Raw genomic sequence first — 25995 nt, 5'->3', positions numbered from 1 at the left:
TGTAGTAAAATCGTTGTGTCTTTGAAATAAAATCGTACTGTTTTGGGTCCCACCCTATGCCCATCAACTTCAAGATTTTATAACACCCCAAAACGAAAAAATGAGATTTTTATTGCAAGTAAGCACAATTTTTCGTTCTGAGGGGTAAAATAATATTCGGATGGGAGTCCAATACATATTATTAAAATTAAGATGGTTCAAGTCGGAGGAAGGCGCATTAAGGTGTCTTTTCTCTTTAAATTAAAAAGTTTGAGACATGGAGTCTTTAGTCATAATTACGACTAAAGGCTTTTTTCTATAAAAAAATTAAAACATAGTAAAAACGACATACTTACTTAAATTGTTTTTCGCTTTATAAACTAAATCCAAAAAGTTGGATAGCTTCTTTTACTACTCATATTATTAATGAATAAAGCAATAACTACAATAACAACGGAGCCAATTAAAACTGGTGTTACTAAATAACTCCAACTATTCGCCCCTAAAATAACGATAATCGGATCGGCCCCTGCCGGAGGGTGCGTCGTTCTCGTTAACATCATAACGGCTATTGCCATCCCCACTGCTAAAGCAATTGTCCAATATTCATTCCCAAACAAATGATATATTGATAGACCAATGAAAGTTGAAATCAAATGTCCTCCAATAATATTACGCGGCTGAGATAATGGCGCATTCCAAACTCCAAACGCTAATACACAACTCGCCCCAAATGGAGCCATTAATAATTCTGTAGAGGTTATGCTCGTTAAATATGTTAAGGTAATAATTGTTAAAAATCCCCCTAGTAGTCCTGTTAAAGAGTCCTTTATATTTACTTGTAATGGACTTCTTCCTTTCCCTTTCATTTTTGTAAAATATCGTACACTTATTGGTTGAGGATCTTCCTGCTTAGTTGCTGTTATATTATCCATCATTCTCCTCCTTTATTTACCAACAATTATAACTCGACATAACTAACCTGTAAATATTAATTTTATAGGTTAGTTAAAGAAGAAAAAAAAAAGAATCAACTGTTATAAGTTGATTCTCTAGACTTCTTCAAATTTTCGATCCTGAAATTTTGCTACCTTTTTCCGGTTCCCACATATTTTCATAGAACACCATTTTCGTTTCCCACTCTTATCTATAAATAATAAAACACAGTCAGGATTTGAACACCTTTTAAGGAAAATAAGCTTATTTTCTGCTATTAACGTTAAAGCATCAAATGCAATTAACGATGCGAGTACATCCTCGATTTCTCCAACCGGGATAGATACTAGCTGCTGTTCAATGATTTTATATGTAAATGGTGCTTTCTCAATTTGTGTTTCTAAATACGTAACAAAATCATTGGAAATTTCGTGCTGATCAGCAATTACCTCAAACTGTTTTCTCAGTACCTCTCTTACTTCCAATATAATAGATGTCACTTGATTCGTGCGCTCTTGAATCCTTATAAATGTTTTTTCATTCCAAAAAGGAAGACTAACCTTTATTACATGTAGCCATTCTAATACATCTTCATTTGTTATTAATAAATCATAACGTTGTCCACGCCTAACTAGCTCTGTATTTACTAAATCTAATGAGAGATTTCCAGATATAAGCGGGAATTGTTTTTTGTCCTGCATGTACTCATCACCTTCTCTTTAAATAATCATATTCCAAATTAATACAGAAGTGCAACTTTTTTATAAACTACAAAGTATGAAGATCCAAGCCTTTAGCCATAATTACGACTAAAGGCTTTTTGTAGATAAGTAAATGAAAAGGAGCTAATTTTATGGAACATAATAAAAATGGAGTGCTTGCTTTAATCGTTTTGTTTGTAGGACTAGCATTTTTTGTTATCGGTATGGTTTATCATTTATGGGGAACGGTTTAAAAATAAATAATAATTCATTTAAGAAAAAGTACTCGTATGAGTACTTTTTTTAATGTCATATAAAAACATTCTAAACTTACTTACATGCATACAATCATCAATTATAGTTATATAATTGGGAAGGTTGTAAATTATCAATCTATATCTATATTGATTAGGAAAGGAGCTAAAAATGTTAGAAATCATTTTTGTTGCTGTATTACTTTTATCTAGTATCATTCCCATCTTTATCAAACGGGGTTTGACGAAAAAAAATGGAGTCCTTTTACTAATAAATTATGCATTATTATTTGTCACCATCATTGTAATTGGTGCAAACTGGCGTATGATTCCCGCCTATTTCTTATTGTTCGTTTTAACATTACAAGTTTTTTTGAAACCAAAAACTACAGCCGTTTCTAAAAAGTTAGTGATGAAAGTTTTAAAAGGTTTAGGAATTATCGTAACTGCTATCGCAATGTTTACATTACATTACCTTTACTTTTTCCGATCATAACACTCCCAGAGCCTACTGGAAAATATACAGTAGGAACGAAAGCTTTTCATTTAATTGATACAAATCGAAAAGAAACCACTGTACCAAATAATCATGGAAATCGTGAGTTAATGATACAAGTATACTATCCTGCCGCAAAAGGATCAGGGAAGCCTTCTGCCTATTTTGAGAACATAAACGAGCTGGCTGAACAATTGGCAGTAACAAACGGTGCTCCATATATCGTAACGACACATTTAGGGCTGACAAAAACACATTCTTATCAGAATGCTAAGCCACTTCAAGATAAAGAAAAATTCCCCCTCCTTTTATTCGGCCATGGGATGGGATTATATGGTCAACAAAATACATTCCAGTTAGAGGAATTAGCTAGTCAAGGCTATGTAGTAATCGCTCTTAATTTTACAGGATATGCAGCAACAACGATTTTCCCTAATGGAAACCGTGTAGACTCTATACCAATTGAATATACACCTACCGCCTTAAATACCATAGTTCAAAAATGGGAACAGGATACTACTTTTGTTTTAAATGAAGTAATAGAAGGCAATTTCGATAAAAGTTTTAAAACTATTGCAGACTTAATTGACTATGACAAAATTGGAATGTTCGGTCACTCTTTTGGTGGAGCAACTGCCGCACAAATGTTAGTGAAGGATACGCGTATTAAAGCTGCAATTAATATGGATGGTGGATTGTATGGCGATCCAATGCCTAAAGACGGTCCTCAAAAACCATTCATGTTGATGAATGCTGAAGCTACGATTCATTTTATGAAAGAGGCTGAGAATCCAAAGACAACCGGAATCCAAAATGAATTATTGGAAATAGTCTATTTAAGAAATAAAACCATTGAAAAACCGGGCGTGTACACAGTGGTAATTCCAAAAACAAACCATACTAGTTTTACAGATTTAGCAGCATTTTCACCTATTATTAATGAACCTGGCGAAGATGTAGCCACAAACTACAAACTAATTAATAAACTAGTAACTAGCTTTTTCGATCAAACTTTAAAAGGCAAAAGCGAAAATCATTTAGAAGAAATTCAGAAACAACACCCTGAACTTCCTCTCATTAAACACAAATAACTATTTTCCTAGTTATGTAACCCCTCCTTATGCTTGAGGGGTTTCTACTTTAACACAATTATAAAAAGGCCCCATTACTGGGGCTCTTAAAAAATAATAAGAATAAATGAATTAAAACAAATAACAGACAACTAAAATATATATGCTTAACATTATATAATCTATATATTTATGTAAAATTACATATATATATAGATTATTATACGCTATACTAAAATAGGAGTCGATAATCGTTATTTTCTTCTTATTTTTAAAGCAATATGGATATACCTTCTTAACTCATTTGGATTGGATAAGAAAAGAAGACAGCTTAATTGATGTCTTCTTTTTTTATAATTTTATGAATTTTTTTGAGCAGCTGCTCTCCAATCACGAAAAGATGTTGGGCGTCCAGAAAAAGCTCTTTGCTTTGTAACAGATGGTTTTTCTTCAGGAGTCATTGTTTTTTCTTTAAGAGTCGCTGGTTTTTCTTTAAGCGTCACTGATTTTTCTTCAAGAATAGTCACAGCTGTTTGCATTTTCTCTAACTGTTCTTTCAACAATTGTTGTTCAATCTTTAAATCCGTAAGTAAACGTAAAATCATCTCAGAATTAGCCATAAGATCCTCCTTCCCCCAATACACAGAATAAAATACAATATGTAGCAGACGAAATACCGGTGACAAAAATAAGGTCGTCAACTCTTTTTAACTTCCAAAATCCTTTTATTTTTTTAAGGACCTGCTCCATTCATCCTTAAAAACATAAAGTAAATTAAATCCATTAATAAATGGTCTTTATGGAAGGAGGAGTTAATATGGGCTATGGCGGTAGTTGTGGTGGAGGCTGTGGTTTCGGCGGCGGATTTGCCTTACTTGTTGTGCTCTTCATCTTATTAATCATCGTTGGCGCTAGCTGTTGGGGCGGCGGATTCGGCTGCTAAGGAGAGGCACTCTTGAGAGTGTCTTTTTTTAATATGTGGCTCGTATACATATTGCTCAAAATTTCCGTTCTAGAAGTATTATAATATTAGCTTAACATGTCAGTTTCCCCTAATTAATAGCTGGTTCTAGCCTATAGAATTCTTTTAAATATAAAATGAAACTATATTTCTCAATGAATAAAACAATTTAACATGGTAAAATAATATTTGGATGGGAGTCCAATATATTATTAAAATTAAGATGGTTCAAGTCGAAGGAAGGCACCTTAGGGTGTCTTTTCTTTTTTATAAATAATTATAAATTAAAATTATAAAGGATGCTTACTACTTACAAGGAACATTTTCTTCCGTACAACTATTTATTTGAAACTAATTACTATTATAAATATAAAGAAATTATGGATAAAGTAGTGAGGTAAATAAAACAAAATATAGATTTAATTCATGTTTCTCAACGAGGTACTACCAGCATTTTCAAAAAAATACGCTAAGCAAAAAAATAATCAGCTGTCCATATGGACAGCTGATTTACATCATTACATTTCTATTATTTATCTTACCACTTGTACAGATACTGGTTTCCACCCCTGATTTTCTACCCAATCAATATTAACCTTATATTTTTTATTATTTTGCTTATCTCGTACATTACCGTAGGCTTTATTATTACCATTATTCCCAATAAAATCGAAAATCAATTGGCTCTCTGGAACATCAACAGCATAAGAAATTGCTTTTTTCATCTCACTCCAATCTACTGTTCCTTCTTTAAATTTCATTTCAGGTTTTGCTCCTTGCTCGGTACCAATTGGCTTCCAAGAAGGATTAGTTTGAGAACCCTTTTCTTGAGATGTCGTTTTTTCTTCCTCATTATTTTCAGTTCCGTTCGTTTTTACCGATTTTTCTGTTTTTGATTTCTCTTCTAGCTGTGCTGCCTCTTTATCTTCAGTTTTCTTCTCTTCTATCTTTGCTGTTTCTTTATCTTCAGTTTTCTTCTCTTCTATCTTTGCTGTTTCTTTATCTTCAGTTTTCTTCTCTTCTATCTTTACTGTTTCTTTATCTTCAGTTTTCTTCTCTTCTATCTTTGTTACTTTCTTTTCTTGAGCAATTGCTTTCTTTGATGTATTAGAAGCAGTAAATAACTGGTATGTCACTATACCAACTGTCACTAATACCAAAGTAAATGCAATATTAAAAATTGCCTTTTGACGACGATTCTGTTGTTTTTCTTGAAATCTGCTTACTTGTCCCATTCTTCAAACCTCCGTGTTTACTTTCTCCTCTACTCTTTATGTATTATCCCTAAAATTCTTAATATTTTTATTAAACAATAGAAATAAACTACACTTTCCATACAGGATTTCATATCATAATAAAATTTGTGTTTTTTCAAGTATCTGACATATGTTATTCAAAATAGTTTAATACATTAAAAATTGATAAGCTTCTGCACTTAAGAAACCTTCAATTTTATTCAAAGGTGATTCCAATTATGTCCATATTAGATCTCCTGTAGAAAGCTTTTTAACAATTAAACCTCTTCTTCCCTTATTTATAATTTTTAAATTAAATTTCCCTCTATAGTATAATAAAGATGTTTCGTTTTCTAATGGGGTATGTCGTAAAATTAAAAGGGATTTTATCTCTTTTACCTTCTTTTCAGAGTAAATTTCACCACTAGGAAATTCTATTATTCCTAATGTAATCTTTAATTCGCTCTCATCGAAAGGCCACTCCTTATTAAGTTCCCTTATCTTTTGTATAAAGCTTCTTTTGGTTTGTCCTATATATAGCAATGTTACACTCTTAGCACATACTCTAGAAATTGCAAATATCCCCTTCTTAGAAGCTTCTTCCCTATTATAAAAATCATTTATACTATACATTCCATACCATTTAATATGTACTGTTTCTATGAATCTCACCTCATTTTTAGACAATATTATAATTTCTGAATGTTCAAATTATAATGGGCGCATAGTCCTGATTACTTGAATTATAAATTGTGCTTTTCAATAATACATTTTATTATTACTAATTTCAATAATACAAAAAAAAATACAATATTATAGTTTAATTACAAAACTTTATAAAAAAACAAAGTGATGTCGTACCAAATATTATATTTTTTCAATATCAGACTACCATGAACAAAAGTTAGAGAGTTATGGAATAAAATATAATTTGTATGTACATACATTTCTTTAAAAAGAAGTTTTGTAGTTTGCAACTGAATTAAAAAAACATAGATTTTTATGACTCTTTTTGGGATATAGCAAAGTGGGATCTTTTATATGCACGTTACTATACCGAACTTTCGGTATAGTATTTTTTGGCAGCTCCTTGATTTTTCACCAAATACGTATAAAAATTAATAGTATGAAAATAAACTGCTGGCTAAAAGTTTACTTTCGATAAAATAAAAAAGGACCTACTCCATTCATTCTTAAAAACATAAAGTAAAGTGAACCCGTTAAAATACATGAATGGCCCTTAGTTTTAATCCTCTTATCTAAAGGAGGAACTATTATGGGCTATGGTGGTAGTTGCGGAGAAGGCTGTGGTTTTGCTGGAGGATTTGCTTTGCTTGTTGTACTCTTTATACTATTAATCATTATCGGATGCAGTTGCTTCTGCTAAAAAACTATTAGAAAGGACACTCTTATATGGGTGTCTTTTCTTTATGAAAAATATCTATAACCTTTTTCTTATGACTTTTAACATCAACAAAGGGTGATACAAACTATTACATATGTTTGTACCACCCTTTATTGATGCGTTTAAACTTCACAAGTGTTGAAGTTTTAGACTTCTCCCTTAGTGCACCCATATTATTAGAACATCCTGTAATCTGTAGACAAAATGTAGCTAATAAAAACAATATTAATAATTTCTTCAATAAATCCTCCTACATACATAAAACACCATATATCACAAATCAAACATAACATCAACTCTTTATAAAAACAATAAAATCCTCGTTCCTTAAGCTATCTCTTAACATAGGAGTACCGCTACAAATCCATTTTTAAAATATCCTCTACTTAAGGAATTTGTAAGTATCAAGTAAGAAAAACGAGAACTTTGCTTCGTATAATCAAAATATAAAGTGAAGGAAGAAAGATCATTTCTGAAGTTTATATGCATGTGGAAAAGGAGAAATCTACGTTTGTTTAGAGTAATAATATAAATGTGTCCAAGTTTTGGAGATTAATTGTAAATATTTTGAGGTTTTTGTACCAGAATTCTAATTACCGTACTTGTTTTTTACCAGCACATATTGGAGGTTAAAACATGAATAAAAAAAAGAAAATACAAAAATCAGTACTTACTAAAATGTACCCTATAGAATAGACTTTTTTCAAGTGTCTATTCTATAGGGTACATTTTAAAGACTACTCTTGTTTCTTTTCCTTCTCTTCTTTTTCAATTTCAGATACCGACTTTTCAGGGTCTTTTATAAGTTTTCCAAGTTCTCCAGAACGTGTGAAATCATCTTCGAAATTTTCTGTAGTACTAATATAAGCTATAAAATCCAATTCTTCATTATTATTTATATAACCTTTTAATCTGGGAACACCCATTGGACTTACACTGTGTTCTTTAAATGTAATCGATTTTACATCTTGAATATTGTAATGAATATACTTTTCTACTCGTGCCTCTTGTGCCTTCCAAAACTTTTCTTCTTTTTCTTTTTGTTTTAAGTATTCCATAGTAAAATACCCTCCTACTATGAGTATCACAGCAGATACAACCCAAATGATTACTTTCTTCATTAGAAAATCTCCTTATAAAAAACCTACCAATGGATTCTTCTTAAAATGAGACAGAGAAGAAAAGAGTAGTACAAAGACTACTCTTGTTGTTTTTCTTTCTCCTCCTTTTCAATTTCAGATACTGATTTTTTAGGGTTTTTTATTAGTTTTCCAAGTTCTCCAGAACGTGTGAAATCATCTTCGAAATTTTCTGTAGTACTAATATAAGCTATAAAATACAATTCTTCATTATTGTTTATATAACCTTTTAATCTGGGCACACCCATTGGACTTACACTGTGTTCTTTAAATGTAATCGATTTTACATCTTGAATATTGTAATGAATATACTTTTCTACTCGTGCCTCTTGTGCCTTCCAAAACTTTTCTTCTTTTTCTTTTTGTTTTAAGTATTCCATAGTAAAATATCCTCCTGCTATAATACAAATAATGGATAAAATAATTACCAATTTCTTTTTCATTTAAAATCCCCTTGTATTTGAATATAGTTAAAATATACCATGAAATGAGTTGGAACATATGAGTGAGTTTAAAAAGAACACAATTGCGACAGATGAAGATTATTTCAAATTAGCAGATCATGTTTATGATGACGAAGTTTTAAAAAAAGGTACAGAAATAGAAGGTGTTGATGGAAAAACTTGGATAGTTATAGAATCAATAGATGCAGATTATCAAAAAGTAAAAAATGGATTAGAAGCTATCGCAGTAGTACCAGCAGACAAATATGATGAAAATGCAACACATTATGATGAGATAATCCTAGCATTTCGTGGGACAGAGCCTAACCAATTAGCAGATTTCGAAACAGATATCGATCAGATTACGTTTGGAATTAAAACACATTCTAAAGTAATTACTCCAAGTAACAGTCAAACTATAAAACCTGATTCTGAAACATCATTTGATACTGGATTAAAATGGGCAAAAAATGACATCGTAGCAAAATATACCCCTTATTCTCTTCATACTACTGGACATAGTAAAGGTGGTGCAGAAGCGGACCTTATCGCTGCAGAATTAGATTGTTATGCAACTACATGGGCTGCACCAAATCCTTATCGTTTGCTAAGTCCTGAAGCAAAAAAACGAGTAGATAGAGGGGAAATGGAAAACAAAGCTACGGATTATACACATGAGAATGATCCAATTGGTAACCATACTCAATTCGGTGCGCCTCTAATTGGTAAGCAATTTACAGTGAGACAGAACGATACAAAAGAAGATTTTTTTACACGTTTAACTATGGAAGGACACGGCAGAGATACATTTAGAGGAACATTTCATTCAAATGGAAGTCCCCTATTAAAATTAGAGCCTGAAGATATTATAAGACAAGCACAAAAAATTCAATTGCTCAGTAATCGATTATCAGATATCGCAAAAAATATAGAAGAGTTTCAAAGAAGAGAAGCTGAAGCGGTTCAAAAGTTGAAAAGTCAATTAAAATATGAAACAGGACCAGGTGGGAAATATCATCTATTAGAAGCATACGAAATAGATGAAGCCATCTCACGAATTGCCAAAACGAAAGAAGGTGGAAATGACTATTTTCACGATGTACACATAGCAGAAGAATTAATTCATCTTTTAAGAAAAGAACAAAAAAGTTTAAGTAGATTTGGGGATGAAATTAGTGATGCAGCAAATTCACTTAGGGATAAAGATAATCAATTAGCGGGGAATTTTCAGTTTAGATAAGGAGATAATTATATGATGGATTTTATGGGGGAAATTAAAAAGATAGAAAAGCAAATCGAAAGTGTTACAGGAGATTTAGCGAATCAGGTTGTTGAGGAGTTACAAGCTGCTAAAAAACAGATTGAAAGAGAAATGCAGCGTATGATGTTAAAAACAGAAGTAGGGTTTAAATCAATAGATATTATAAAAGAAGATACATATGCTCTTCAAAAAAACATAGGGGCATTTCATGAATTACAAACAAGTCTAAGAGATATAGCAGCAGAATTAGAGAAAAGTTTTGAAAGTAAAACTGGCAGTAAAATCAATGAAGAATTAAAGAAATATGAAAAACAAATTAACAACAACATTTTTAATGAGCATGTTCACTTGGCAAACAGTTGCGGAAAAAAATAAGGGAAATAGAAAAAAAGTCCTCTTAATATAGGACTCTTTTTTTGTTATTCCTGAAAGTAAACTTTTAAATATTAGTTTACTTTCAAATTACCTTAAACATTGAGTTCACACCAAATCTTCTGATACTCTCAAAATATAAAATAAAAGTATACATTCGAAGTATTATAAACAAAGAAGTTGAATCCCTCATAAGAAAAGATGAGTATCTCCTCACTATCGAGATACTCATCCAAAGAAAACATAAATTAACTATTAGTATTTAGCTCTTTACTGTATTTCTTTATAAAAAACGCCATTATTAACGTAATAATTCCTATACCTAAACCAAGTAATTGATCTAACGAAATTACATCACGAAAAATCCAACGTATAATAAATCCCACACTAAATACTAATACAAGTAAAAAACCAAAATATTTTAGTCCCCCATATACGTCTCCCATACCCAAACCCCTCTTAATTTTATAATTAATTCATCCATAAATATAAAATATTATTATTGATTTTGTTTTTCTCTTTCACCTACAACCCAAGCTACTAATAAAATTGAGCTAGTTGCTAACAATGCTGTAAAAACTCCCATTAAACATTTCTCCTTTTTACAAACATAATTAACCATATTATACCATAGTGATAATACTTACAAAGACTTAGTTACCATAACATCACTTATCGGGATTCAATGTATCTAGAAAAAACCCCTTCAGTTTACTTGCTGAAGGGGTTTCATATTTACATAATTATCGTTATTGGAAGTCGTTTTAAAATTCTACATGTTTACTTTTTTCTTGTTCTTACGAATAAACCACAACACCACAGTTAAAAATAATAAAAAAATCAGTAAAAAGAGCGGTATTTTTTGAATAAAGAAAAATCCTTTCCAAAAATCTAACCTAGTACTATCAGGAGAATCTGTTGCCATCCCACCTATAAAATAAGATAACGGAATGGTAAGTATATTTATCCCTAAACCGATCATTACGAATGATAGATTTTTACTCCAGATTTTTGGTAATGCAGCCATAATAAATAAAACTAATGCAGTACCAATTATAAGAAACAGTACTCCAAAATAAAATGCAAAATATAAAATAATCCCCATAATATCCCTCCAAGGCTTTAATTGTACCATCAATAAGGGTAATTTTGGTTGAATATGATATTTATAGAAAGTTAACATAACTTCTCATTATCGGTAGCGAAGAAAAAAGTGCCCCCTTAATCTCAGAAGGGATTCGCCTTTTTCTTTTTCTATGACTCTATGCATCTTTTTATACATCCCTATGGTTCCCGGTGTCCCCCTATTTTTTGCATAAAACTTTGTATACTCTTAGCGTGTTCTTTTCAAAAATGCTGGCCGTACCCCTCTTCAGGTGAAGCGCCTTAAATCATCTTTCCCTTATTTTCAAAAGGACCTGCTCATTTAATCCTTAAAAACATAAAGTAATTTGAATCCATTAAAATACATGAGTGACTCCTTATTTTTCTCCTACTCTTTAAAGGAGGAATTATTATGGGCTTTGGTGGTAGCTGCGGTGGCGGTTGTGGCTTTGCAGGAGGATTTGCTTTATTAGTTGTATTGTTTATTTTATTGATTATTGTTGGAGCTTCTTGCTTCTGCTAAAAACTATGGGAAAAGACACTCTTATTTGGGTGTATTTTCTTTTGTACATTAAAAAACTCACCATCCTACAGAAATGGCGAGATCCTTATATATTATTTAATATCTTGTTTTCTTTAATACTTTTCTTCTTGATTGAACATCTATAGATTCATAAAAAAATAACCAAAAATTATCACAGAAATTACAAGTCCCATAGCAGCACCTAATAATATTTGCCCATCAGTATCAGTCCAAAATTCTTTTAAATCTGCTTTTGCCTTTTTCCTATTTTCGCCTGTTGAAAATAGATATCGAATAGAATATATAACTAGTAAAAAGAATGACGTGATTATATCTATCATGACTTATGTACCTCCTAATATATATGTACCTTTAATTATCCAGTAATTTTCTTGCACTTTGTATCAGCCTGAGTAACTGAAATGCTTAGTTCAATAAAAGCCAAATGACAAAAATTACTCCTGTAACTGCTGCAGATCCAAAAAAACCTACCAACATTTTCCCCTCAGGACCATTAATAAGCTCTTTTAAAACTTCTTTTGCTATTCGCTGACCTTTACCACTTAAAGATATCGAAAGAATAAAGAATATTACCACTAATACATATGAAGAAATTATTAGCTCCATGACTTGTGTACCTCCCTAATATATGTTCGCTATTAATTAACCAATAATTTCCTTAGACATTATATCGGCTAGAGTGCATGGAAGTATAACAAATTATTTTTATATTTAAATGTATTAATCATTACCATATTAATACATGGTAGTTCAAGTCGGAGGAAGGCGCCTTATGGCGTCTTTTTTCTATTTTCAAAAGGACCTGCTCAATTAATTCTTAAAAACATAAGGTAAAGTGAACCCATTAAAATCCATGGAATGAACCCTAGTTTTACCCTCTAATCTAAAGGAGGCACTATTGTTATGGGATATAGTGGTAGTTGTGGCGAAGGCTGCGGTTTCGCTGGAGGATTCGCTTTATTAGTTGTATTGTTTATTTTATTAATCATTATCGGATGCAGTTGCTTCTGCTAAAAAACTATTGGAAAAGGCACCCTTATATGGGCGCCTTTTTGTATATTAAAAACCTCCCTATTTCCGTAGGCAGGCTAAATGTGATTTTGCACAATTGAGTTATAGCAAAATCATTTATATTGAAAGTAATGAAAATTAACTTAGTAATCCTAATACCTTAATAATCTCAATTGTTTTATTATCTTTTATTTTAAAATAAAGCCTTTTCCCTATACGTTCACTAATTACAATATTTCCAAAGGCTAATTTACGCAAATGTTGTACAATCAAATCCTCTGTAATTCTTGTTTGCTTACTTAAATCAGAAACTGACAACGATCCATATGTAATCAATTTACAAACAATTGATAAGCGAGTAGAATTCCCTAATAACCCTAAAACTTTTATACTTTCGGTATAGAAACTAAAATCCATATGAAAAGCATGTAACAGATTTTCCAACCTCCTAAAATAAGATGAATATCAACCAAAATATCTTAACATAAAAATAGTAAAAAACACCCTAAAATATACCAAATAATCATTGAGAAAAATGTTACTTGAATGGGAGTCCAATACATATTATTAAAATTAATGTGTATTGGACTTTCCATCCTCAATGAATGGAAAGTAGAGATGCTTCAATTATGTACCGATCTGGAGCGTCTCCTATATAGTCAAAAGGATAACAAGTTGTTAATGTTAATGTTGGCTCACTTTTTTCTACAATAACTGTTCGATCTTCTGAATCTGTTATCCAATGCTTGTTAATTTCATATGTATATGTTTTATTTTCATATTCCACGATAAGTTGGTCATTTTCCTTTAATTGACCAAGCTCGGTAAAAACAGTATCTCTATGTCCACTTAAAACTGTATGACCATTTCCAGATGGTGTAGTGGTTAAGTCACTAACAAACATACCTACACCCTTTTTTAGTACTTTATCATCAGCTCCCCAATATATAGAGTATTTCTTTTGTATTTTAGGGATAATTAAATATGCTACTTTATCTCCTAACTGATGGTTTACCTTTGAAGCAGGAATTTGTACAGGTTTTTCTTGTAAGGAAGTGTCAGTCTTTATCTCTGTCTCTGTTTGATTGATGTTTTGCGTTTCATTTTCTTTAGAAGGGGTGGAGGTCTCATATTGTTTAGCCTCGTTAGTTGTTAACGACTCTGCTGATTGTCTAGCACTATACCATTCTAGAAAATAATAGGAAAAGATAGTAAGTCCAATAACAGTTAAACATAAGCCTATCCATTGTTTTTTATTCACTTTTATCACTCCATTTGAAAACGACAGGATTTCTCCTGCCGTTTTAAGGAACTATTTTATGCGTTTGTCTTTTTACGACGGAACATTAATACAGAACCAGCTAATGCTAATCCTAAGCTTGCTAACATCATTGTAACACCGTTTGATGCTGTATTAGGTAATTTTTCACCTTGTTTTTTCGTTTCTTTTTTCACAACTGTATTAGTATTTTTCTTTGTTTCTTTTGCAGTTGTTTGAGGCTTAGTTTGTTCTTGTTTATGATTTGTTGTTTGGTTATTTTGTTTTGAATTCTCTTGCTTAGTGTTTTCTTGTTTAACAGGTTCTTGTTTAGTGTTTTCCTGTTTAGTATTTTCTTGTTTAGGTTGTTCTTGAGGTTTAGTAGTTTCTTTATTTTCTGTTGTAGTATTTGTGCTCTTTGGATATTTATAATCTTCACATGGAATGCCGTCTTTATCATTATCTAAACGGTGTGGATCATTTCCAACACCATATCCATTTTGATCCCAGAATGCTTGAGCATCTTGTTGACTTTTAAAATGGCCACAGTTTTTTGTATCATTAGGACTCTTAGCTGCAAATGCAGAAGAACTGTACCCCACTGTTAATAGTGTTACCGCTGTTGCTGAAGCTAATAATTTTTTCATAAATTTCTTTATCCCCCTAAATGGTATGTATTTACATTGAAATATTTTACATTTAAAAATCTAAAAATACAATAATAATTTGTAGATAAATGTAAGATTTCTAGATAATAATACCAAACTGTTAATTCATATATTGTCATATTATGTCGAAAGAAAATAAAAAAAGAGCCAAAGCTCTCTTTAATAACTAATACTAACCATAGTCACTATTCTCACAGTAATATGAATTTGATTTATCACAACAAATATATGTTGTTTGTTGGATAAATAATGGAATCAGTAAAGCGTTAGCTGTAGTAGCATTTGAGACAGTAATACTTGAACATCCTCAAATAAGAAAGCTCTTGTATCTCCCGGTGTTAATGTAATTATTACAATTCTACATGCCTAATAAAGAAAAGGTATACCGTATACTTTATACAGTTGGCTATTGTCAGGAATCATTTTGCACGAAAGAAAAGACACTCTATATGAGTGTCTTTTCCAATAGTTTTTAGCAGAAGCAAGAAGCTCCAACGATGATTAATAAAATGAATAACACAACTAATAAAGCAAAGCCTCCAGAAAAGCCACAACCGCCACAACTACCACCGTAACCCATAATAGTTCCTCCTTTAGATAAGAGGGGAAAACTAAGGTTCACTCATGTATTTTAATGGATTCGTTTCATCTTATGTTTTTCCGTATTGATTGAGCAGGTCCTTTCGAAAACTATTTACATATTAACTATATTTTTAAAAATGAATAATTTAACTATAACAATAAATAGATAAATTAATATAATGTATTAATTCTAAAAGAAGGGAGGAATAGCCATGCAATTAGTTTGTTTTAAAATAGTAAGTGGTCAATATTTCTTATTTGTAGAAGGTATTCAAATTCCTGTACCAATTCCAGCAGTTGCTGCAGCTTTATTAATTGGTTTAGGAGTAATTCCACTTTGTTCTTAATGTAAGGAATTCGGATCATTCCTATCTTTCCATTGGAAAAGCCTCAAGTATATGAATACTTGAGGCTTTCTTTATATCAGAGAAAAAACACCTTACAGCGCTTGAAGATCTCCTGATTTAATTAATGCGGCCGTTACATCATCACCGAAAGTATTGAGACAAAATACTTGCTCGTCTACCTTATCCATCACTGTAGCTTCACCTATCACGCCACCTTGAAGTTTAATAAAATAGTTATGTTCTTCTACAATTTTACTAAAATCTCTATTTGCCCATCTTTCAGTAATTGCTAATAGCTCTTCTTTGTTCTTGAAATTGTTTCCGTTTAGAATATTTCTTACTTTCTCTGCATTCTTTTTGGACATAGGGGTTGCTCCCTTTCCTTCACACGCTTTTACTTTTTGATGAGTCATGCTATGCATAGCTGAAATAACTTCTTCTTCAGTAGAAGTTACTGTAATGTGAAGTTGTGCATTTGAACCTTTCACTTCTGCTTCATTCGATAGTATGTCTTCTTTATTAACCTCTGCAAAAACATGGTCCTCACTCTTAAGCGGGACTTCAGCAAACTGTAATATTCCATAAGTCATACCAGTTGCAAGTACTACTCCCCCTATAATAGATGCTAGCCAATACTTTAGCTTCTTATCCATCTTCACTTCCCCCGTCTTCGTTTACATACATTAACTAAAGAATACCATATTTAATTCCTTTTTATTGAAGAGTCTCTAATTTCTACTATTTAAAAATATTCTCATCGTCTAATGTAATACGATATAATCATTTTATAATACAAAAAAAACCATATTCTCATTCCCTATTTTTTTGGAGGTGATTGTCTTGAATAAAAACATCAATCTACTTCTTCAAATAATAATTGGAATTATAATTATGATCGCACCTATTCTCATAACAGGATCTATATACGATGTCACTAAATCATTTGGTGAACTATTAGTGGCAGAACTTATTATAAGAACACTTTCTCTCATTATTGGACTTTTAGTTATTAGTACGGCTTTGCATCGTTATTCTCAATAATTATTCATGTTCAAAAAATACAAATATTTTACATACCAATTCTTATGTATTAAGACATCAAAAACAAGTGTTACGAAAAAAATATAAAAAAGACATCTTTTTTAGGGAAAGATGTCTTCTTTATATAAACCTTAATGTTCGTTCTGTAAAACCCTCGCTGCCTTTACTCCCTTTTTCTCTTCTTTTAAAAATAACGATATGATAAACGCAACAATTATAAAGACTAGCCCAAGTGTAAATGCACCTTGGAATCCTGACGTTAAACCGTTTAACTTCTCTACTGGATCCAGTGGATTTGCGGAGCTTTCCATATAGCTAGTTGTTCCTGAAGACATTTTCGATATGAATATAGCTGTACCAATTGCGCCAGCTACTTGTTGCAGTGTACTAAACAATGCTGTTCCGTGCGGATATAAATCTGGTGTTAATTGATTTAAACCGTATGTTTGTGCTGTCATGACAAACATAAGTCCAACCATTAATACGCTATGCATAATAATAATTTGTAACATTGATGTATCAGGAGTAATGCCTTTAAATAAGAACATTGCAATCCCTACTAACACAATGCCGGGAACGATAATAACTTTCGGACTAAATTTATCAAATAGTTTACCTGCAATCGGTCCCATTATAGCGCTAATAATACTTCCCGGAAGCATGATAATTCCTGATTTAAAAGCTGTAACGAGTAAAACAGTTTGCAGAAACATCGGTAATAAAGTCATCGTTGAAAATAATGACATCATCACAATGACGATTAATCCAACTGATAATGTAAACATCGGGACTTTAAATGCGCGTAATTCTAAAATTGGATTCTCAATTTTTAATTGTCGGACGACAAAAATACATAATGAGATAAATCCAACAAGTAAAGCGCCATACACTTTCGTATCAGACCATCCTAAATCACCTGATGCACTAAAGCTATACACAAGTCCGCCAAATCCGAGTGTCGATAAAAGGATTGATAGGTAATCTACTTTTGGTCTTGTTAACTCTGAAACATTTTGAATGTACTTCATCCCAATCATAATGGAAATGATCACGATCGGAATAACAATGTAGAATAACCAGCGCCAATTTAGTGAGTCTACGATTACTCCGGATAATGTAGGACCAATTGCTGGAGCTGCCATCATTACAAGTGCGATTAATCCCATTGTTGCACCACGTTTTTCAGGCGGACAAATAATTAAAATCGTATTCATTAATAACGGTGTAATTAATCCCGTCGCTACAGCTTGGACGATACGGCCGACTAATAAAACGGAAAATGTCGGCGCAAATCCCGCAATTAATGTACCAGCTAAAAACGTTACCATAGCGATTAAAAACATTTGCCTCGTTGTGAGCCATTGTTGAAGTAACGCTGTAATTGGGACTAAAACACCAACTACTAACATGTAAGCTGTAGAAAGCCATTGAATCGTTGAAGCTGTTACGTCAAATTCTTTCATTAATACCGTTAACGCATTACCAAGTAATGTTTCATTTAATAATGCAACCATTGCCCCTAAAAGTAACGCAATTAAAATGGGGGTATGTTTCAAATTAGAAGTATCAACTTTGCCACTTGCAGGGCTCTTAGTTGTCATATTCATTTACAGATTCTCCTCCTGTTTCTTACTTAAAAAACTTTAAATATACCTAAACACATGTAATATAATATACATATGTAGATTAAAAAGGGAGAATCAATTTTCAGCCACTGTATATTTAATCTACAAAAAAGGAGAAGTGTAGATGAACGATAATGAAAAACAAATTGATTTACGTATTAGACGTACACATAAATTACTATGGGATTCCTTATTTGAATTAATGACGCAATCAAAACAGAAATATAGTACGATCACGATTAACCAAATATGTGACCGCGCAATGGTACACCGAACAACCTTTTATAAACACTTCGAAGATAAAGATGCTTTATTAGCATTTGGATTTAAACGATACAGCAAGATGATTGTTGAAATACCAGTTTCAGATCGATTAAGTAAACCATTTCAAGTAATGGAACAATTCCTACACCATGAAGAAATCGGTAAAATATTAGAAACGCAAATGTCTGATGAACAATTCATTAACCGGACACAGTATTTAAGTCACGAAACGAGAAAACAAGAAATAGAAGCGTTACATCAACTGCGCAAAAATCATACGATGCCAAATGATTTAATCATTGAATTTTATTCAGGGGCAATCACCTCATTAAGCGCATGGTGGTTTAAAAATGAAAGAAAAGTTTCTGCTGCTGAAATGGATAGGTATCTTCACCAACTCATTAACCGGGATATTTTTCAGTTTGAAGAGGAATAAAACTACACCTTTTCAATCATGCAATCAAATTGACCACAAAATAGGAATATGATATATTTTCCGTAGAATACTATATAAGTGTGACAGCGAATAAATTGGCATATAATAAAAAGAAGAGATGCGCTAACATCTCTTCCTTAACTGCTACCGTATAGGGTGGTGGTTATTATACGTTACTATTTTTTACGAAACCCACCCTTTTGCTTCCTACGGCGCGGAGTGGGTTTTTTGTTGTCCTTCCCCAGAAGTTGCTTCCGCAAAAAATACGCTGAAACTTCACGTACGGTCGCTTTTACAAATTCTTTTACAAGGTCAAACAAAAACTCCATATTATCACCCCCTTTCCTTCCAAATGGAAAGAAGGGATAACCACCCACCCTCACAATATGCAGTTGACTTTATTTTATCAAATGATTGTAAAGATATTATGTAAACAAAACAAATGAAATGAAATTTTATATAGAAAATATGAGTTTATATTATTTTCATTCTCTTCACTTAAATTTTCTTTTTTAATGAGAATTTTTCAGATGCTATCTTTGAATAAATAGCATCTAAAAAATGTTAAAAGGAATTTCCCCTATTGTCTTCTTATATTTTATGTAATCTACATATTTGACCTTTTCTACATCCTTTGATTACTTACTGAATATAGTCATACAGATTTTTCGCTAACAATAAACAAGTTACTGTAATGAAAAGAGCACGAACATACCCACTTCCTTTTTTTATAGCGAATTTGGAGCCGACAATTCCTCCAGCAATTTGAGCAATCCCCATTATGAAGCCATACACATAGTTTACTTGCCCTACATACATAAACATCAACAATGCACCAACATTACTTCCTAAATTAAGAAATTTCGCCGTACCTGCTGCTTTTAAAAAATCATACCCAATAAATAAAAGAGCGAACATTAAAAACGAACCTGTGCCAGGCCCTAGAAATCCATCATAAAAACCAATAGCAAAAATAAAAAAGGTAAAAATAATGACGTGTCGACCAGACAATTTTTTATGAGTGGAAATACTTCCCCAATCCTTCTTGAATATCGTATAAATAGCGACCACACCAAGCATGATCAGCATTAATGGCTTCAGTACTTCTGGGTTCATTAAATGAACGGTCCATGCCCCTATTATGGAACCTATGAAAGTGATTGGAAATAATTTAAACGCCGATTTCAAATCAAGATTACCAGAACGATAAAACACAATATTACTAGTTGCACTCCCCATTGTTGATGCTAATTTATTCGTGGCTACTGCACTTGCTGGATTCAGTCCTGTAAATAATAAAGCTGGTAAGGCAATCAATCCACCACCACCTACAACTGAATCAATAAATGCAGCTACAAATCCAAAAACAATCAAAATCATTAATACAGATGGGTCTAAATAAAAATCCATACTAGTAGCCTCCCCTTTAGTCACTATTGTAATAGTAACTATCAATTTGCTAAATGTAAAGAGTTATTGTAACGTTGAAATATAAAGTGAAACTTTAATCAGTGGGGGATTTTGTTCATCCTCCACTGATTATCAGCCCTCACCCATCGGGCTGCCCGTTAAAGCGGGATAAAAGCAAACATCGGAGGACGAAAAAGTGGACTACATAGTGCAACAGCTTAAAAAAATTGGTTTCAATGAATATGAAGCTAAATCTTATGTATCTCTTGTTAAACAGGGACCTGCTACAGCCTACCAAGTAAGTAAGGATTCAGGGGTCCCAAGAGCGCGAATTTATGAGATTTTGGGTAACCTTGTAGAAAAAGGAATTGTCATGAAGGAAGAAATAAATGACACCACTCGCTATTCACCTCTACCTGTTGAAATCTTTTTACAGAAAGCTCAATCAGAATGGCATTCTACTTATGAAGGAATCAGTGATTCATTAAAAAAACTCGAAACTTCCGAGGAAAAAACGGATAATCGAGTGATTACTTTAAAAGACAACAAAACAATCATTAGCTATTGTCAGGCATTAATAAAAAAAGCAGAACAACGTATTGTCATTTCAATGTGGGATGAGATGTATGAAGCGTTAAAAGAGGAACTATGTGAGGTAGCTGATAAAGTTTCAGTACAAGGTATTACCTTACATGTTGAAAATCCAATTAAAAATCTAGAAGCTCATCGTATCACACCTTATACAGAAACCCTCTCTACAGAACATTGGTTTATTGTATCGATAGATTCTAAAGAGATGATTTATGGACCATCAATTGAAGAGCGTAATATTGCTTTTTATACAGATGACCCCGTTCATATATACTTACTTGAGGATTATGTATGGCATGACGTTTTAGTAAATCGAATTGTCCGACGTAGCCAAGACGACTTGGAGCAATGGATTACTGCAGAGAGAAAATCCTTCTTTATGGGGAAATAAGGAGGATATTCAAGAGCAAATCAAAAAATTTGCGTATTAAACCTAACAACTTCTCCTTATAAAAATAGCCGACTATTATATAGTAAATAGTCGGCTATTTTTGTATAAATTTATACAGACACTGCCATTTTCCCTTTGCGAAATATTCCCATTAATCCAGCGATTAATGAGATAAACGCTTCTCCCACTCTTTCACCTTTTCAATTGTTACATCTAATTTCTTAGCCACTTCCTCTATACTCATTCCTTTAAAGAGCATTCCAGCTGCCGAAAGTGCTTTATCAATTTCTTCTTGCTTCTCTTGCTCATATAAACGACCTACTTTTGTCATCCGTAACCACTCCTTTACCTTTTTATATGCCTTCTTCTATTTTATCATCCAATCTCCACAAACCGCCCAAACTCCTTCAAAAACCTCAATTTAAAACTCCCCACAGGCCCATTCCGGTGCTTCGCCACATGAATCTCTGTCATCTCTTTCTGCATCGTTTCCTTATCATAATAATCCTCTCGATACATAAGCATAATGACATCCGCATCTTGCTCAATTTGTCCTGTCTCTCTTAAATCAGATAAAAGAGGTCGCTTATCTTGACGTGCTTCTACCGAACGAGACAATTGCGACAACGCCACTACACAAACATTTAATTCACGCGCCAATACCTTAAGCTTACGAGAAATCTCACTAATCTCTTGAAATCGATTACCCTTATGTTTCGGATCGCCCGTAATAAGCTGCAAGTAATCTACAATGACTAAAAGTTTTTTCTCCCCATGCTTCCTCTTTAACTTACGAGTTTGCATCCAAATATCTTGCACCGTAACACCTGCGTTATCGTAAATCTCAAATGGCAGTTCACCAATCTCTGCAAACGCCTTACTCACCTTTTCCCAGTCCTCTATCGCAAAACGATGCTTCGGATTTTTCAGCCTACCTCCTGACACTTCACCTACGCAAGACGCCATCCTTTTTAACAGTTGCTTACTACTCATCTCTAACGAAAACAATCCAACCGCCGCTCCAGACTTCGCCGCATGCAGTCCCACATTAAGCGCAAACGCAGTCTTCCCCATAGAAGGACGCGCACCAAGAACGACAAAATCACCTTCCTGCAATCCGCACGTCATTTTATTTAGCGATGTATAACCAGTCTCAATACCAGTAATCTCTTTCGCATCTTGATGAAGCTCTTCATATAAATCAACTAGCGCATCCTTCAAATCAAACTCACATACACAGTCCTTTTCCTCTAACTCACAAAGTGCCGTAATCGTCTCACCAATAATTTTTTCATTCTTCTCCGCAATAAGGCGCTCTCCCATCTTGTGCCCGAGAACACCTGCCTGATACATTTTCCAGGCACCTCGAACAAGCCCCTCATAATAAGAGAAGTTGGCAGTTGTAGGCACCCCATCCATTAAGCCTATAAAATACTCCATTCCCCCGATCCCCTCTAAAAACTTCGGATCTACCCTAGAAATGAACGTCACAAGATCAATCGGTTGCCCCTCTTCTTCCATTTTTCGCATTAACTGAAATATAGACTTGTGCACCGACAGAGAAAAATACCGCTCCGTCAAACGGCACTCCTTAATAAGCTCTCCATCAAGTAATAGAGAACCTAACACCGTCTTTTCCGCCTCCACATTTTGAATACTCATGGACGCCACCCGCGCTCCGCTAAAAAGCGCTGCAACTCTTCCTCAGACGGCGCATTCTTCTCCCACTCCTCACACCTCGCCAAAAACTCCTCCGTCTCCCCCGTACTAACAGACGACTCCTTCTTCCGGAAACTAACCGTATCCGCCTCAACCTCACATACTTTCGTAAATCCTTTCCCGTGCCAACCACGCAAAATCCCCTTCACATAAGCAACCGTCCGCTTATTATTCTCAAACGCAATTTGAAGAGCCTTCAGCACAAGCTCCTCTGACAGATCTTCCATCCACGCACTCAGTTCCTCCACAGTATGCGGAGACAAACTACCGAAATGTTGCTCATAAAAAGAAAACACGCGACTTCCCGTCTCTTCCTCTATAACCTCTTCTTCCTCTGTCTCCTCACAAACTGGATCTGGATCAACATCATCCACAGCCAATTCACTCGGCATACCGAAATATGCTAAAAGCATCGGAACATTCAGCTCCTCCTCTACGCACTTCTGAAGAAACATATGTACAAACTCCTTATTCTTCACACCCTTCAGCTCACGAAGCACACACTTCTCCACATTCGTATTCGTCACCGGATTATAACGAAGCCAATTCAAAACGAATAACTCACGAGTATCCGCATCATAAAGAATCTTCCCATAATCAATGAAGCGCTGCACAAGCTTATCAACAGTCTCCCGATTATAACCCGTCTCCATCTCAGCTAACCGCTTCGGAAAAGGAAAAATCCCACACTGCGTCGTCTTCGAACAAGTTAACAAATAAACATAAAAATACCGCTCCCCCGGCGTCAAATCCAAAACAAAATCATCCTACCAAAAATTCACCTGCACAGTACGATACACCGCCATCCCAATTCCTCCCGTCCTAATTCAAAAATGAAAATTTCCTCTTTGTACTATATATAGGAAGGAGGGCCGGGTTTTTGGCGTGTTATTTCAAAATTTTTTTCGACTCCTACTACGGTGTTTGTTGGTGTTTTTGTTTTGTTATGTTTTTTCTTAGTGATTTATTACTTGGTAGGGACTTGTAAGGGGCTTAGGAGGGGATCGGATAGTTCTATTTTGGAGGATGCTTCGTTCTTCTTTTTAGTAGCTTAAACTCATTTGCTCTCTTTGTAATACCTATAACATTAAATTTATAAGTTAAGTAATCGTACAAATTACTTATTGAATATTCATTAATAAACCCTAAAACAAGTAGGTGGTTTATATTGAACTTTAAACGCATCGCTTTAGAACATATTAAACTAGAAGAGGAATTCCGAAAGAATTTAGAGGATTTTAGCCTTGCTACAAACATTAAAGAACATGGATTAATAGAACCACTTATTGTAGAAGAAAAAAATTTAAATTGTTTTATATTAGTCGAAGGTTATCGTCGTTTTTGGGCTTTAAAACATTTAAATATTCCAGTCGTAACATGCAAAGTGGAAAAAATCACCTCAAAAGACTCTAGGATTCTAAAACGTCTCCGTGTTGAATTAAAATCCAAGAAAAAAACAGGTTATGAGGTAGAACGAATGATTAGTTTTTTACTTGATAATGGTTATACAGAAGATGATATCGCTAAGCAATGTAACATACAAAAAAAGACCGTAAAAAAATACATTAATGGAAAAGATGTTAACACTCACTGGAAAATTAGGGCGGAACAATCTGGAGCTGGAAGACATGGATTAACTGAGATTCACCATTTAACTAATATACACCCCGACAATAAAGAATACGTAGCTGATATTTATATTAAACGCAAAATAAATGCTAACAATGTAGAAAGTATAAAAACATTTACCAAGTTAGATGAATTTAATAAATCCTCAAAGGATTTTCAAAAAGACTGCATTAACGATATGATCGGCGATGATAGTTTAAATAACGAAAGACTAAAAGATATTGTTTTTACAAGATCATTAAAACAAAAATACACTCTCTCAGTACATCAATATATATTTGATAAAGTTCTCCGTCTATTAGATAAAGTAATAGATAGTTGCTGTCATAACTTTGTTAATCACCTTACTCCCGTACAAAAGAAAGATCTACAAAGAAAAATAAAAATAATTTCTAATAAAATTGGATTCCCTCCTCCTTCACCCATCCCTCCCCAAAAAACATTTTCCACTTCGATTAAAAAGCATCAAGAACATACTATATTAATTAAGATCGATAAAAAATCCTAAAACTCTAATCGATACTGTAATCCATTCTGTTTTTCTGAAGAGTATTGACATGTTATTTAAAGTTTACGAATTAATAGAACAGCAACGCTTATTTAAGCGTTGCTGTTCTTCCTTTAAAATATGTATGCAGACGATATTCGCATATCAAAAATAGAAAGGTCCTTCGTAATATATAGGAAGGAGGAACAAGTTTTCAGCCTATTATTTCAAATCTTTTTGACGAAAACTACAGTAGTTGTTTTTTCTTTTTTCTTAGTGATTTATTACTTGGTAGGAACTAGTTATCGGTTATTTCAATTAGGAAAACTCGATCTGAGAAGCCACCTCTTTCTTCTGCTTTCTTTTTACAGATGTTGTTGATTTCTTTTAGTGTTGTACCTTCGTATTCGGCTAGGGCGTTTATTAATTCTAGGAGGTCGGATAATTCTTCTAGTTTATGTTCTTTTGTGTCTGCTTCTAGGTATTCGGTTAGTTCTTCTTGTGTTTTTTTGCAGATTTCTTTTATGTATTCATCTTCGGGTAGGATTCTTGTTGTGGGTGTTTTTCCGTTGAATTTTATTATTTGTGGGATTTTGTTTCTGATTAGTTTGTTGTAGGTTGGCATGGGATTTCCCT

General features: G+C 33.2%; 35 protein-coding genes and 1 pseudogene. 12 read left to right on the top strand and 24 right to left on the bottom strand.

Going from position 1 to position 25995, the window contains the following annotated elements; translation table 11 throughout:
* Positions 1–359 precede the first annotated feature (359 nt).
* Complete coding sequence (locus MR143_RS18560; RefSeq protein ID WP_000368838.1) at positions 360–914, bottom strand: HPP family protein; 555 nt, start codon at positions 912–914, stop codon at positions 360–362.
* A gap of 117 nt (positions 915–1031) precedes the next feature.
* A complete protein-coding gene (locus tag MR143_RS18555) occupies positions 1032–1616 on the bottom strand; it encodes a CGNR zinc finger domain-containing protein (RefSeq protein ID WP_001152933.1) in 585 nt (194 codons plus the stop codon).
* Positions 1617–2042: 426 nt separating this feature from the next.
* Between MR143_RS18555 and MR143_RS18550 the strand changes: the two are divergent.
* Positions 2043–3457, top strand: a pseudogene (locus MR143_RS18550) (alpha/beta hydrolase family protein).
* Positions 3458–3795: 338 nt separating this feature from the next.
* Here MR143_RS18550 and MR143_RS18545 read toward each other — a convergent pair.
* Positions 3796–4056 carry a hypothetical protein gene (locus MR143_RS18545; RefSeq protein ID WP_000013691.1) on the bottom strand — a complete coding sequence of 87 codons (261 nt, stop codon included), beginning with the start codon at positions 4054–4056 and terminating at the stop codon, positions 3796–3798.
* Between the two features lie 197 nt (positions 4057–4253).
* Here MR143_RS18545 and MR143_RS18540 point away from each other — a divergent pair, with 197 nt between their 5' ends.
* On the top strand, positions 4254–4379 hold the full coding sequence (locus MR143_RS18540; protein WP_000540377.1) for a YjcZ family sporulation protein: 126 nt from the start codon (positions 4254–4256) through the stop codon (positions 4377–4379).
* A gap of 551 nt (positions 4380–4930) precedes the next feature.
* On the opposite strand, the gene MR143_RS18535 is transcribed toward MR143_RS18540, so the two are convergent.
* On the bottom strand, positions 4931–5632 hold the full coding sequence (locus MR143_RS18535; RefSeq protein WP_046945627.1) for a YrrS family protein: 702 nt from the start codon (positions 5630–5632) through the stop codon (positions 4931–4933).
* 237 nt (positions 5633–5869) lie between these two features.
* Positions 5870–6304: a hypothetical protein gene (locus MR143_RS18530; protein ID WP_002100802.1), complete on the bottom strand. Its 435-nt coding sequence runs from the start codon at positions 6302–6304 to the stop codon at positions 5870–5872.
* 604 nt (positions 6305–6908) lie between these two features.
* Here MR143_RS18530 and MR143_RS18525 point away from each other — a divergent pair.
* Entirely contained in the window at positions 6909–7019 is a 111-nt protein-coding gene (locus MR143_RS18525) for a YjcZ family sporulation protein (RefSeq protein WP_000540371.1), read from the top strand.
* Positions 7020–7125: 106 nt separating this feature from the next.
* On the opposite strand, the gene MR143_RS18520 is transcribed toward MR143_RS18525, so the two are convergent.
* The 3 genes from MR143_RS18520 to MR143_RS18510 form a co-directional block, all read right to left on the bottom strand.
* Entirely contained in the window at positions 7126–7278 is a 153-nt protein-coding gene (locus MR143_RS18520) for a hypothetical protein (protein ID WP_000734746.1), read from the bottom strand.
* 496 nt (positions 7279–7774) lie between these two features.
* Complete coding sequence (locus MR143_RS18515) at positions 7775–8158, bottom strand: DUF1433 domain-containing protein (protein WP_000755768.1); 384 nt, start codon at positions 8156–8158, stop codon at positions 7775–7777.
* A 77-nt stretch (positions 8159–8235) separates the two neighbouring features.
* Positions 8236–8619, bottom strand: a complete 384-nt coding sequence (locus MR143_RS18510) for a DUF1433 domain-containing protein (RefSeq protein ID WP_000728336.1) — start codon at positions 8617–8619, stop codon at positions 8236–8238.
* 58 nt (positions 8620–8677) lie between these two features.
* Between MR143_RS18510 and MR143_RS18505 the strand changes: the two genes are divergently transcribed.
* Both MR143_RS18505 and MR143_RS18500 read left to right on the top strand, forming a co-directional pair.
* Positions 8678–9859: an alpha/beta hydrolase family protein gene (locus MR143_RS18505; protein ID WP_001288657.1), complete on the top strand. Its 1182-nt coding sequence runs from the start codon at positions 8678–8680 to the stop codon at positions 9857–9859.
* Between the two features lie 12 nt (positions 9860–9871).
* A complete protein-coding gene (locus MR143_RS18500) occupies positions 9872–10255 on the top strand; it encodes a hypothetical protein (protein WP_000968641.1) in 384 nt (127 codons plus the stop codon).
* A 245-nt stretch (positions 10256–10500) separates the two neighbouring features.
* Here the strand turns inward: MR143_RS18500 and MR143_RS18495 are convergent, their stop codons facing one another.
* Positions 10501–10698 carry a hypothetical protein gene (locus MR143_RS18495; protein WP_000503141.1) on the bottom strand — a complete coding sequence of 66 codons (198 nt, stop codon included), beginning with the start codon at positions 10696–10698 and terminating at the stop codon, positions 10501–10503.
* Positions 10699–11024: 326 nt separating this feature from the next.
* Positions 11025–11357, bottom strand: a complete 333-nt coding sequence (locus MR143_RS18490; protein ID WP_000511403.1) for a hypothetical protein — start codon at positions 11355–11357, stop codon at positions 11025–11027.
* Positions 11358–11768: 411 nt separating this feature from the next.
* Here MR143_RS18490 and MR143_RS18485 point away from each other — a divergent pair, with 411 nt between their 5' ends.
* On the top strand, positions 11769–11879 hold the full coding sequence (locus MR143_RS18485) for a YjcZ family sporulation protein (RefSeq protein ID WP_000505681.1): 111 nt from the start codon (positions 11769–11771) through the stop codon (positions 11877–11879).
* A 140-nt stretch (positions 11880–12019) separates the two neighbouring features.
* Here the strand turns inward: MR143_RS18485 and MR143_RS18480 are convergent, their stop codons facing one another.
* On the bottom strand, positions 12020–12220 hold the full coding sequence (locus MR143_RS18480) for a hypothetical protein (protein WP_000565427.1): 201 nt from the start codon (positions 12218–12220) through the stop codon (positions 12020–12022).
* Between the two features lie 85 nt (positions 12221–12305).
* Positions 12306–12506, bottom strand: coding sequence for a hypothetical protein (locus MR143_RS18475; protein WP_000420171.1), 201 nt, complete (start codon positions 12504–12506; stop codon positions 12306–12308).
* A 297-nt stretch (positions 12507–12803) separates the two neighbouring features.
* Between MR143_RS18475 and MR143_RS18470 the strand changes: the two genes are divergently transcribed.
* Positions 12804–12914, top strand: coding sequence for a YjcZ family sporulation protein (locus MR143_RS18470; RefSeq protein ID WP_000542355.1), 111 nt, complete (start codon positions 12804–12806; stop codon positions 12912–12914).
* A gap of 135 nt (positions 12915–13049) precedes the next feature.
* Here the strand turns inward: MR143_RS18470 and MR143_RS18465 are convergent, their stop codons facing one another.
* The 4 genes from MR143_RS18465 to MR143_RS18450 all read right to left on the bottom strand — a co-directional run bounded on the left by MR143_RS18465 (position 13050) and on the right by MR143_RS18450 (position 15417).
* Positions 13050–13328 carry an ArsR/SmtB family transcription factor gene (locus MR143_RS18465; RefSeq protein WP_000347623.1) on the bottom strand — a complete coding sequence of 93 codons (279 nt, stop codon included), beginning with the start codon at positions 13326–13328 and terminating at the stop codon, positions 13050–13052.
* A 181-nt stretch (positions 13329–13509) separates the two neighbouring features.
* Complete coding sequence (locus MR143_RS18460) at positions 13510–14172, bottom strand: class D sortase (protein ID WP_001036101.1); 663 nt, start codon at positions 14170–14172, stop codon at positions 13510–13512.
* A gap of 56 nt (positions 14173–14228) precedes the next feature.
* Positions 14229–14816 (bottom strand): excalibur calcium-binding domain-containing protein, encoded by a 588-nt coding sequence (locus MR143_RS18455; RefSeq protein ID WP_000734532.1) that lies wholly within the window; start codon positions 14814–14816, stop codon positions 14229–14231.
* 493 nt (positions 14817–15309) lie between these two features.
* The gene (locus MR143_RS18450; protein ID WP_000540375.1) at positions 15310–15417 is read right to left on the bottom strand and encodes a YjcZ family sporulation protein; all 108 of its coding nucleotides are present in this window, start codon (positions 15415–15417) and stop codon (positions 15310–15312) included.
* Between the two features lie 214 nt (positions 15418–15631).
* On the opposite strand from MR143_RS18450, the gene MR143_RS32995 reads away from it, so the two are divergent.
* Positions 15632–15766 carry a hypothetical protein gene (locus tag MR143_RS32995; protein WP_001177693.1) on the top strand — a complete coding sequence of 45 codons (135 nt, stop codon included), beginning with the start codon at positions 15632–15634 and terminating at the stop codon, positions 15764–15766.
* 92 nt (positions 15767–15858) lie between these two features.
* On the opposite strand, the gene MR143_RS18445 is transcribed toward MR143_RS32995, so the two are convergent.
* A complete protein-coding gene (locus MR143_RS18445) occupies positions 15859–16419 on the bottom strand; it encodes a PRK06770 family protein (RefSeq protein ID WP_000358641.1) in 561 nt (186 codons plus the stop codon).
* Between the two features lie 187 nt (positions 16420–16606).
* Between MR143_RS18445 and MR143_RS18440 the strand changes: the two genes are divergently transcribed.
* A complete protein-coding gene (locus MR143_RS18440; RefSeq protein WP_001038824.1) occupies positions 16607–16807 on the top strand; it encodes a hypothetical protein in 201 nt (66 codons plus the stop codon).
* Positions 16808–16938: 131 nt separating this feature from the next.
* Here the strand turns inward: MR143_RS18440 and MR143_RS18435 are convergent, their stop codons facing one another.
* A complete protein-coding gene (locus MR143_RS18435) occupies positions 16939–18414 on the bottom strand; it encodes an MDR family MFS transporter (RefSeq protein ID WP_199718348.1) in 1476 nt (491 codons plus the stop codon).
* A gap of 142 nt (positions 18415–18556) precedes the next feature.
* Between MR143_RS18435 and MR143_RS18430 the strand changes: the two genes are divergently transcribed.
* Positions 18557–19132, top strand: coding sequence for a TetR/AcrR family transcriptional regulator (locus MR143_RS18430; RefSeq protein ID WP_000999285.1), 576 nt, complete (start codon positions 18557–18559; stop codon positions 19130–19132).
* A gap of 176 nt (positions 19133–19308) precedes the next feature.
* Here the strand turns inward: MR143_RS18430 and MR143_RS18425 are convergent, their stop codons facing one another.
* Both MR143_RS18425 and MR143_RS18420 read right to left on the bottom strand, forming a co-directional pair.
* Positions 19309–19461: a hypothetical protein gene (locus MR143_RS18425; RefSeq protein WP_000394757.1), complete on the bottom strand. Its 153-nt coding sequence runs from the start codon at positions 19459–19461 to the stop codon at positions 19309–19311.
* A 313-nt stretch (positions 19462–19774) separates the two neighbouring features.
* Entirely contained in the window at positions 19775–20542 is a 768-nt protein-coding gene (locus tag MR143_RS18420) for a TSUP family transporter (protein WP_000348433.1), read from the bottom strand.
* A gap of 196 nt (positions 20543–20738) precedes the next feature.
* On the opposite strand from MR143_RS18420, the gene MR143_RS18415 reads away from it, so the two are divergent.
* Complete coding sequence (locus MR143_RS18415; protein ID WP_000384574.1) at positions 20739–21524, top strand: TrmB family transcriptional regulator; 786 nt, start codon at positions 20739–20741, stop codon at positions 21522–21524.
* Between the two features lie 163 nt (positions 21525–21687).
* On the opposite strand, the gene MR143_RS18410 is transcribed toward MR143_RS18415, so the two are convergent.
* From MR143_RS18410 to MR143_RS18400, 3 genes are read right to left on the bottom strand one after another with little or no spacing between them, the layout of a single operon-like run.
* Positions 21688–21855: a hypothetical protein gene (locus MR143_RS18410; RefSeq protein ID WP_000169779.1), complete on the bottom strand. Its 168-nt coding sequence runs from the start codon at positions 21853–21855 to the stop codon at positions 21688–21690.
* 44 nt (positions 21856–21899) lie between these two features.
* Positions 21900–23186 (bottom strand): replicative DNA helicase, encoded by a 1287-nt coding sequence (gene dnaB, locus MR143_RS18405; RefSeq protein WP_000027361.1) that lies wholly within the window; start codon positions 23184–23186, stop codon positions 21900–21902.
* The gene (locus MR143_RS18400; RefSeq protein ID WP_242280887.1) at positions 23183–23998 is read right to left on the bottom strand and encodes a DnaD domain-containing protein; all 816 of its coding nucleotides are present in this window, start codon (positions 23996–23998) and stop codon (positions 23183–23185) included. The genes dnaB and MR143_RS18400 overlap by 4 nt, the downstream gene beginning before the upstream one ends.
* A 413-nt stretch (positions 23999–24411) precedes the next feature.
* Here MR143_RS18400 and MR143_RS18395 point away from each other — a divergent pair, with 413 nt between their 5' ends.
* Positions 24412–25380 carry a ParB/RepB/Spo0J family partition protein gene (locus tag MR143_RS18395; protein ID WP_001009786.1) on the top strand — a complete coding sequence of 323 codons (969 nt, stop codon included), beginning with the start codon at positions 24412–24414 and terminating at the stop codon, positions 25378–25380.
* Positions 25381–25657: 277 nt separating this feature from the next.
* Here MR143_RS18395 and MR143_RS18390 read toward each other — a convergent pair whose 3' ends face one another.
* On the bottom strand, positions 25658–25984 hold the full coding sequence (locus MR143_RS18390) for a nucleoside triphosphate pyrophosphohydrolase (protein ID WP_001143670.1): 327 nt from the start codon (positions 25982–25984) through the stop codon (positions 25658–25660).
* Positions 25985–25995: the final 11 nt, after the last annotated feature.

The sequence above is a fragment of the Bacillus cereus group sp. BfR-BA-01347 genome (genome assembly GCF_022663835.1).
GTDB lineage: Bacteria > Bacillota > Bacilli > Bacillales > Bacillaceae_G > Bacillus_A > Bacillus_A thuringiensis_K.
The sequence above is the reverse complement of the archived record's forward strand: the minus strand, read 5'-3'. Positions and strand labels throughout refer to the sequence as shown.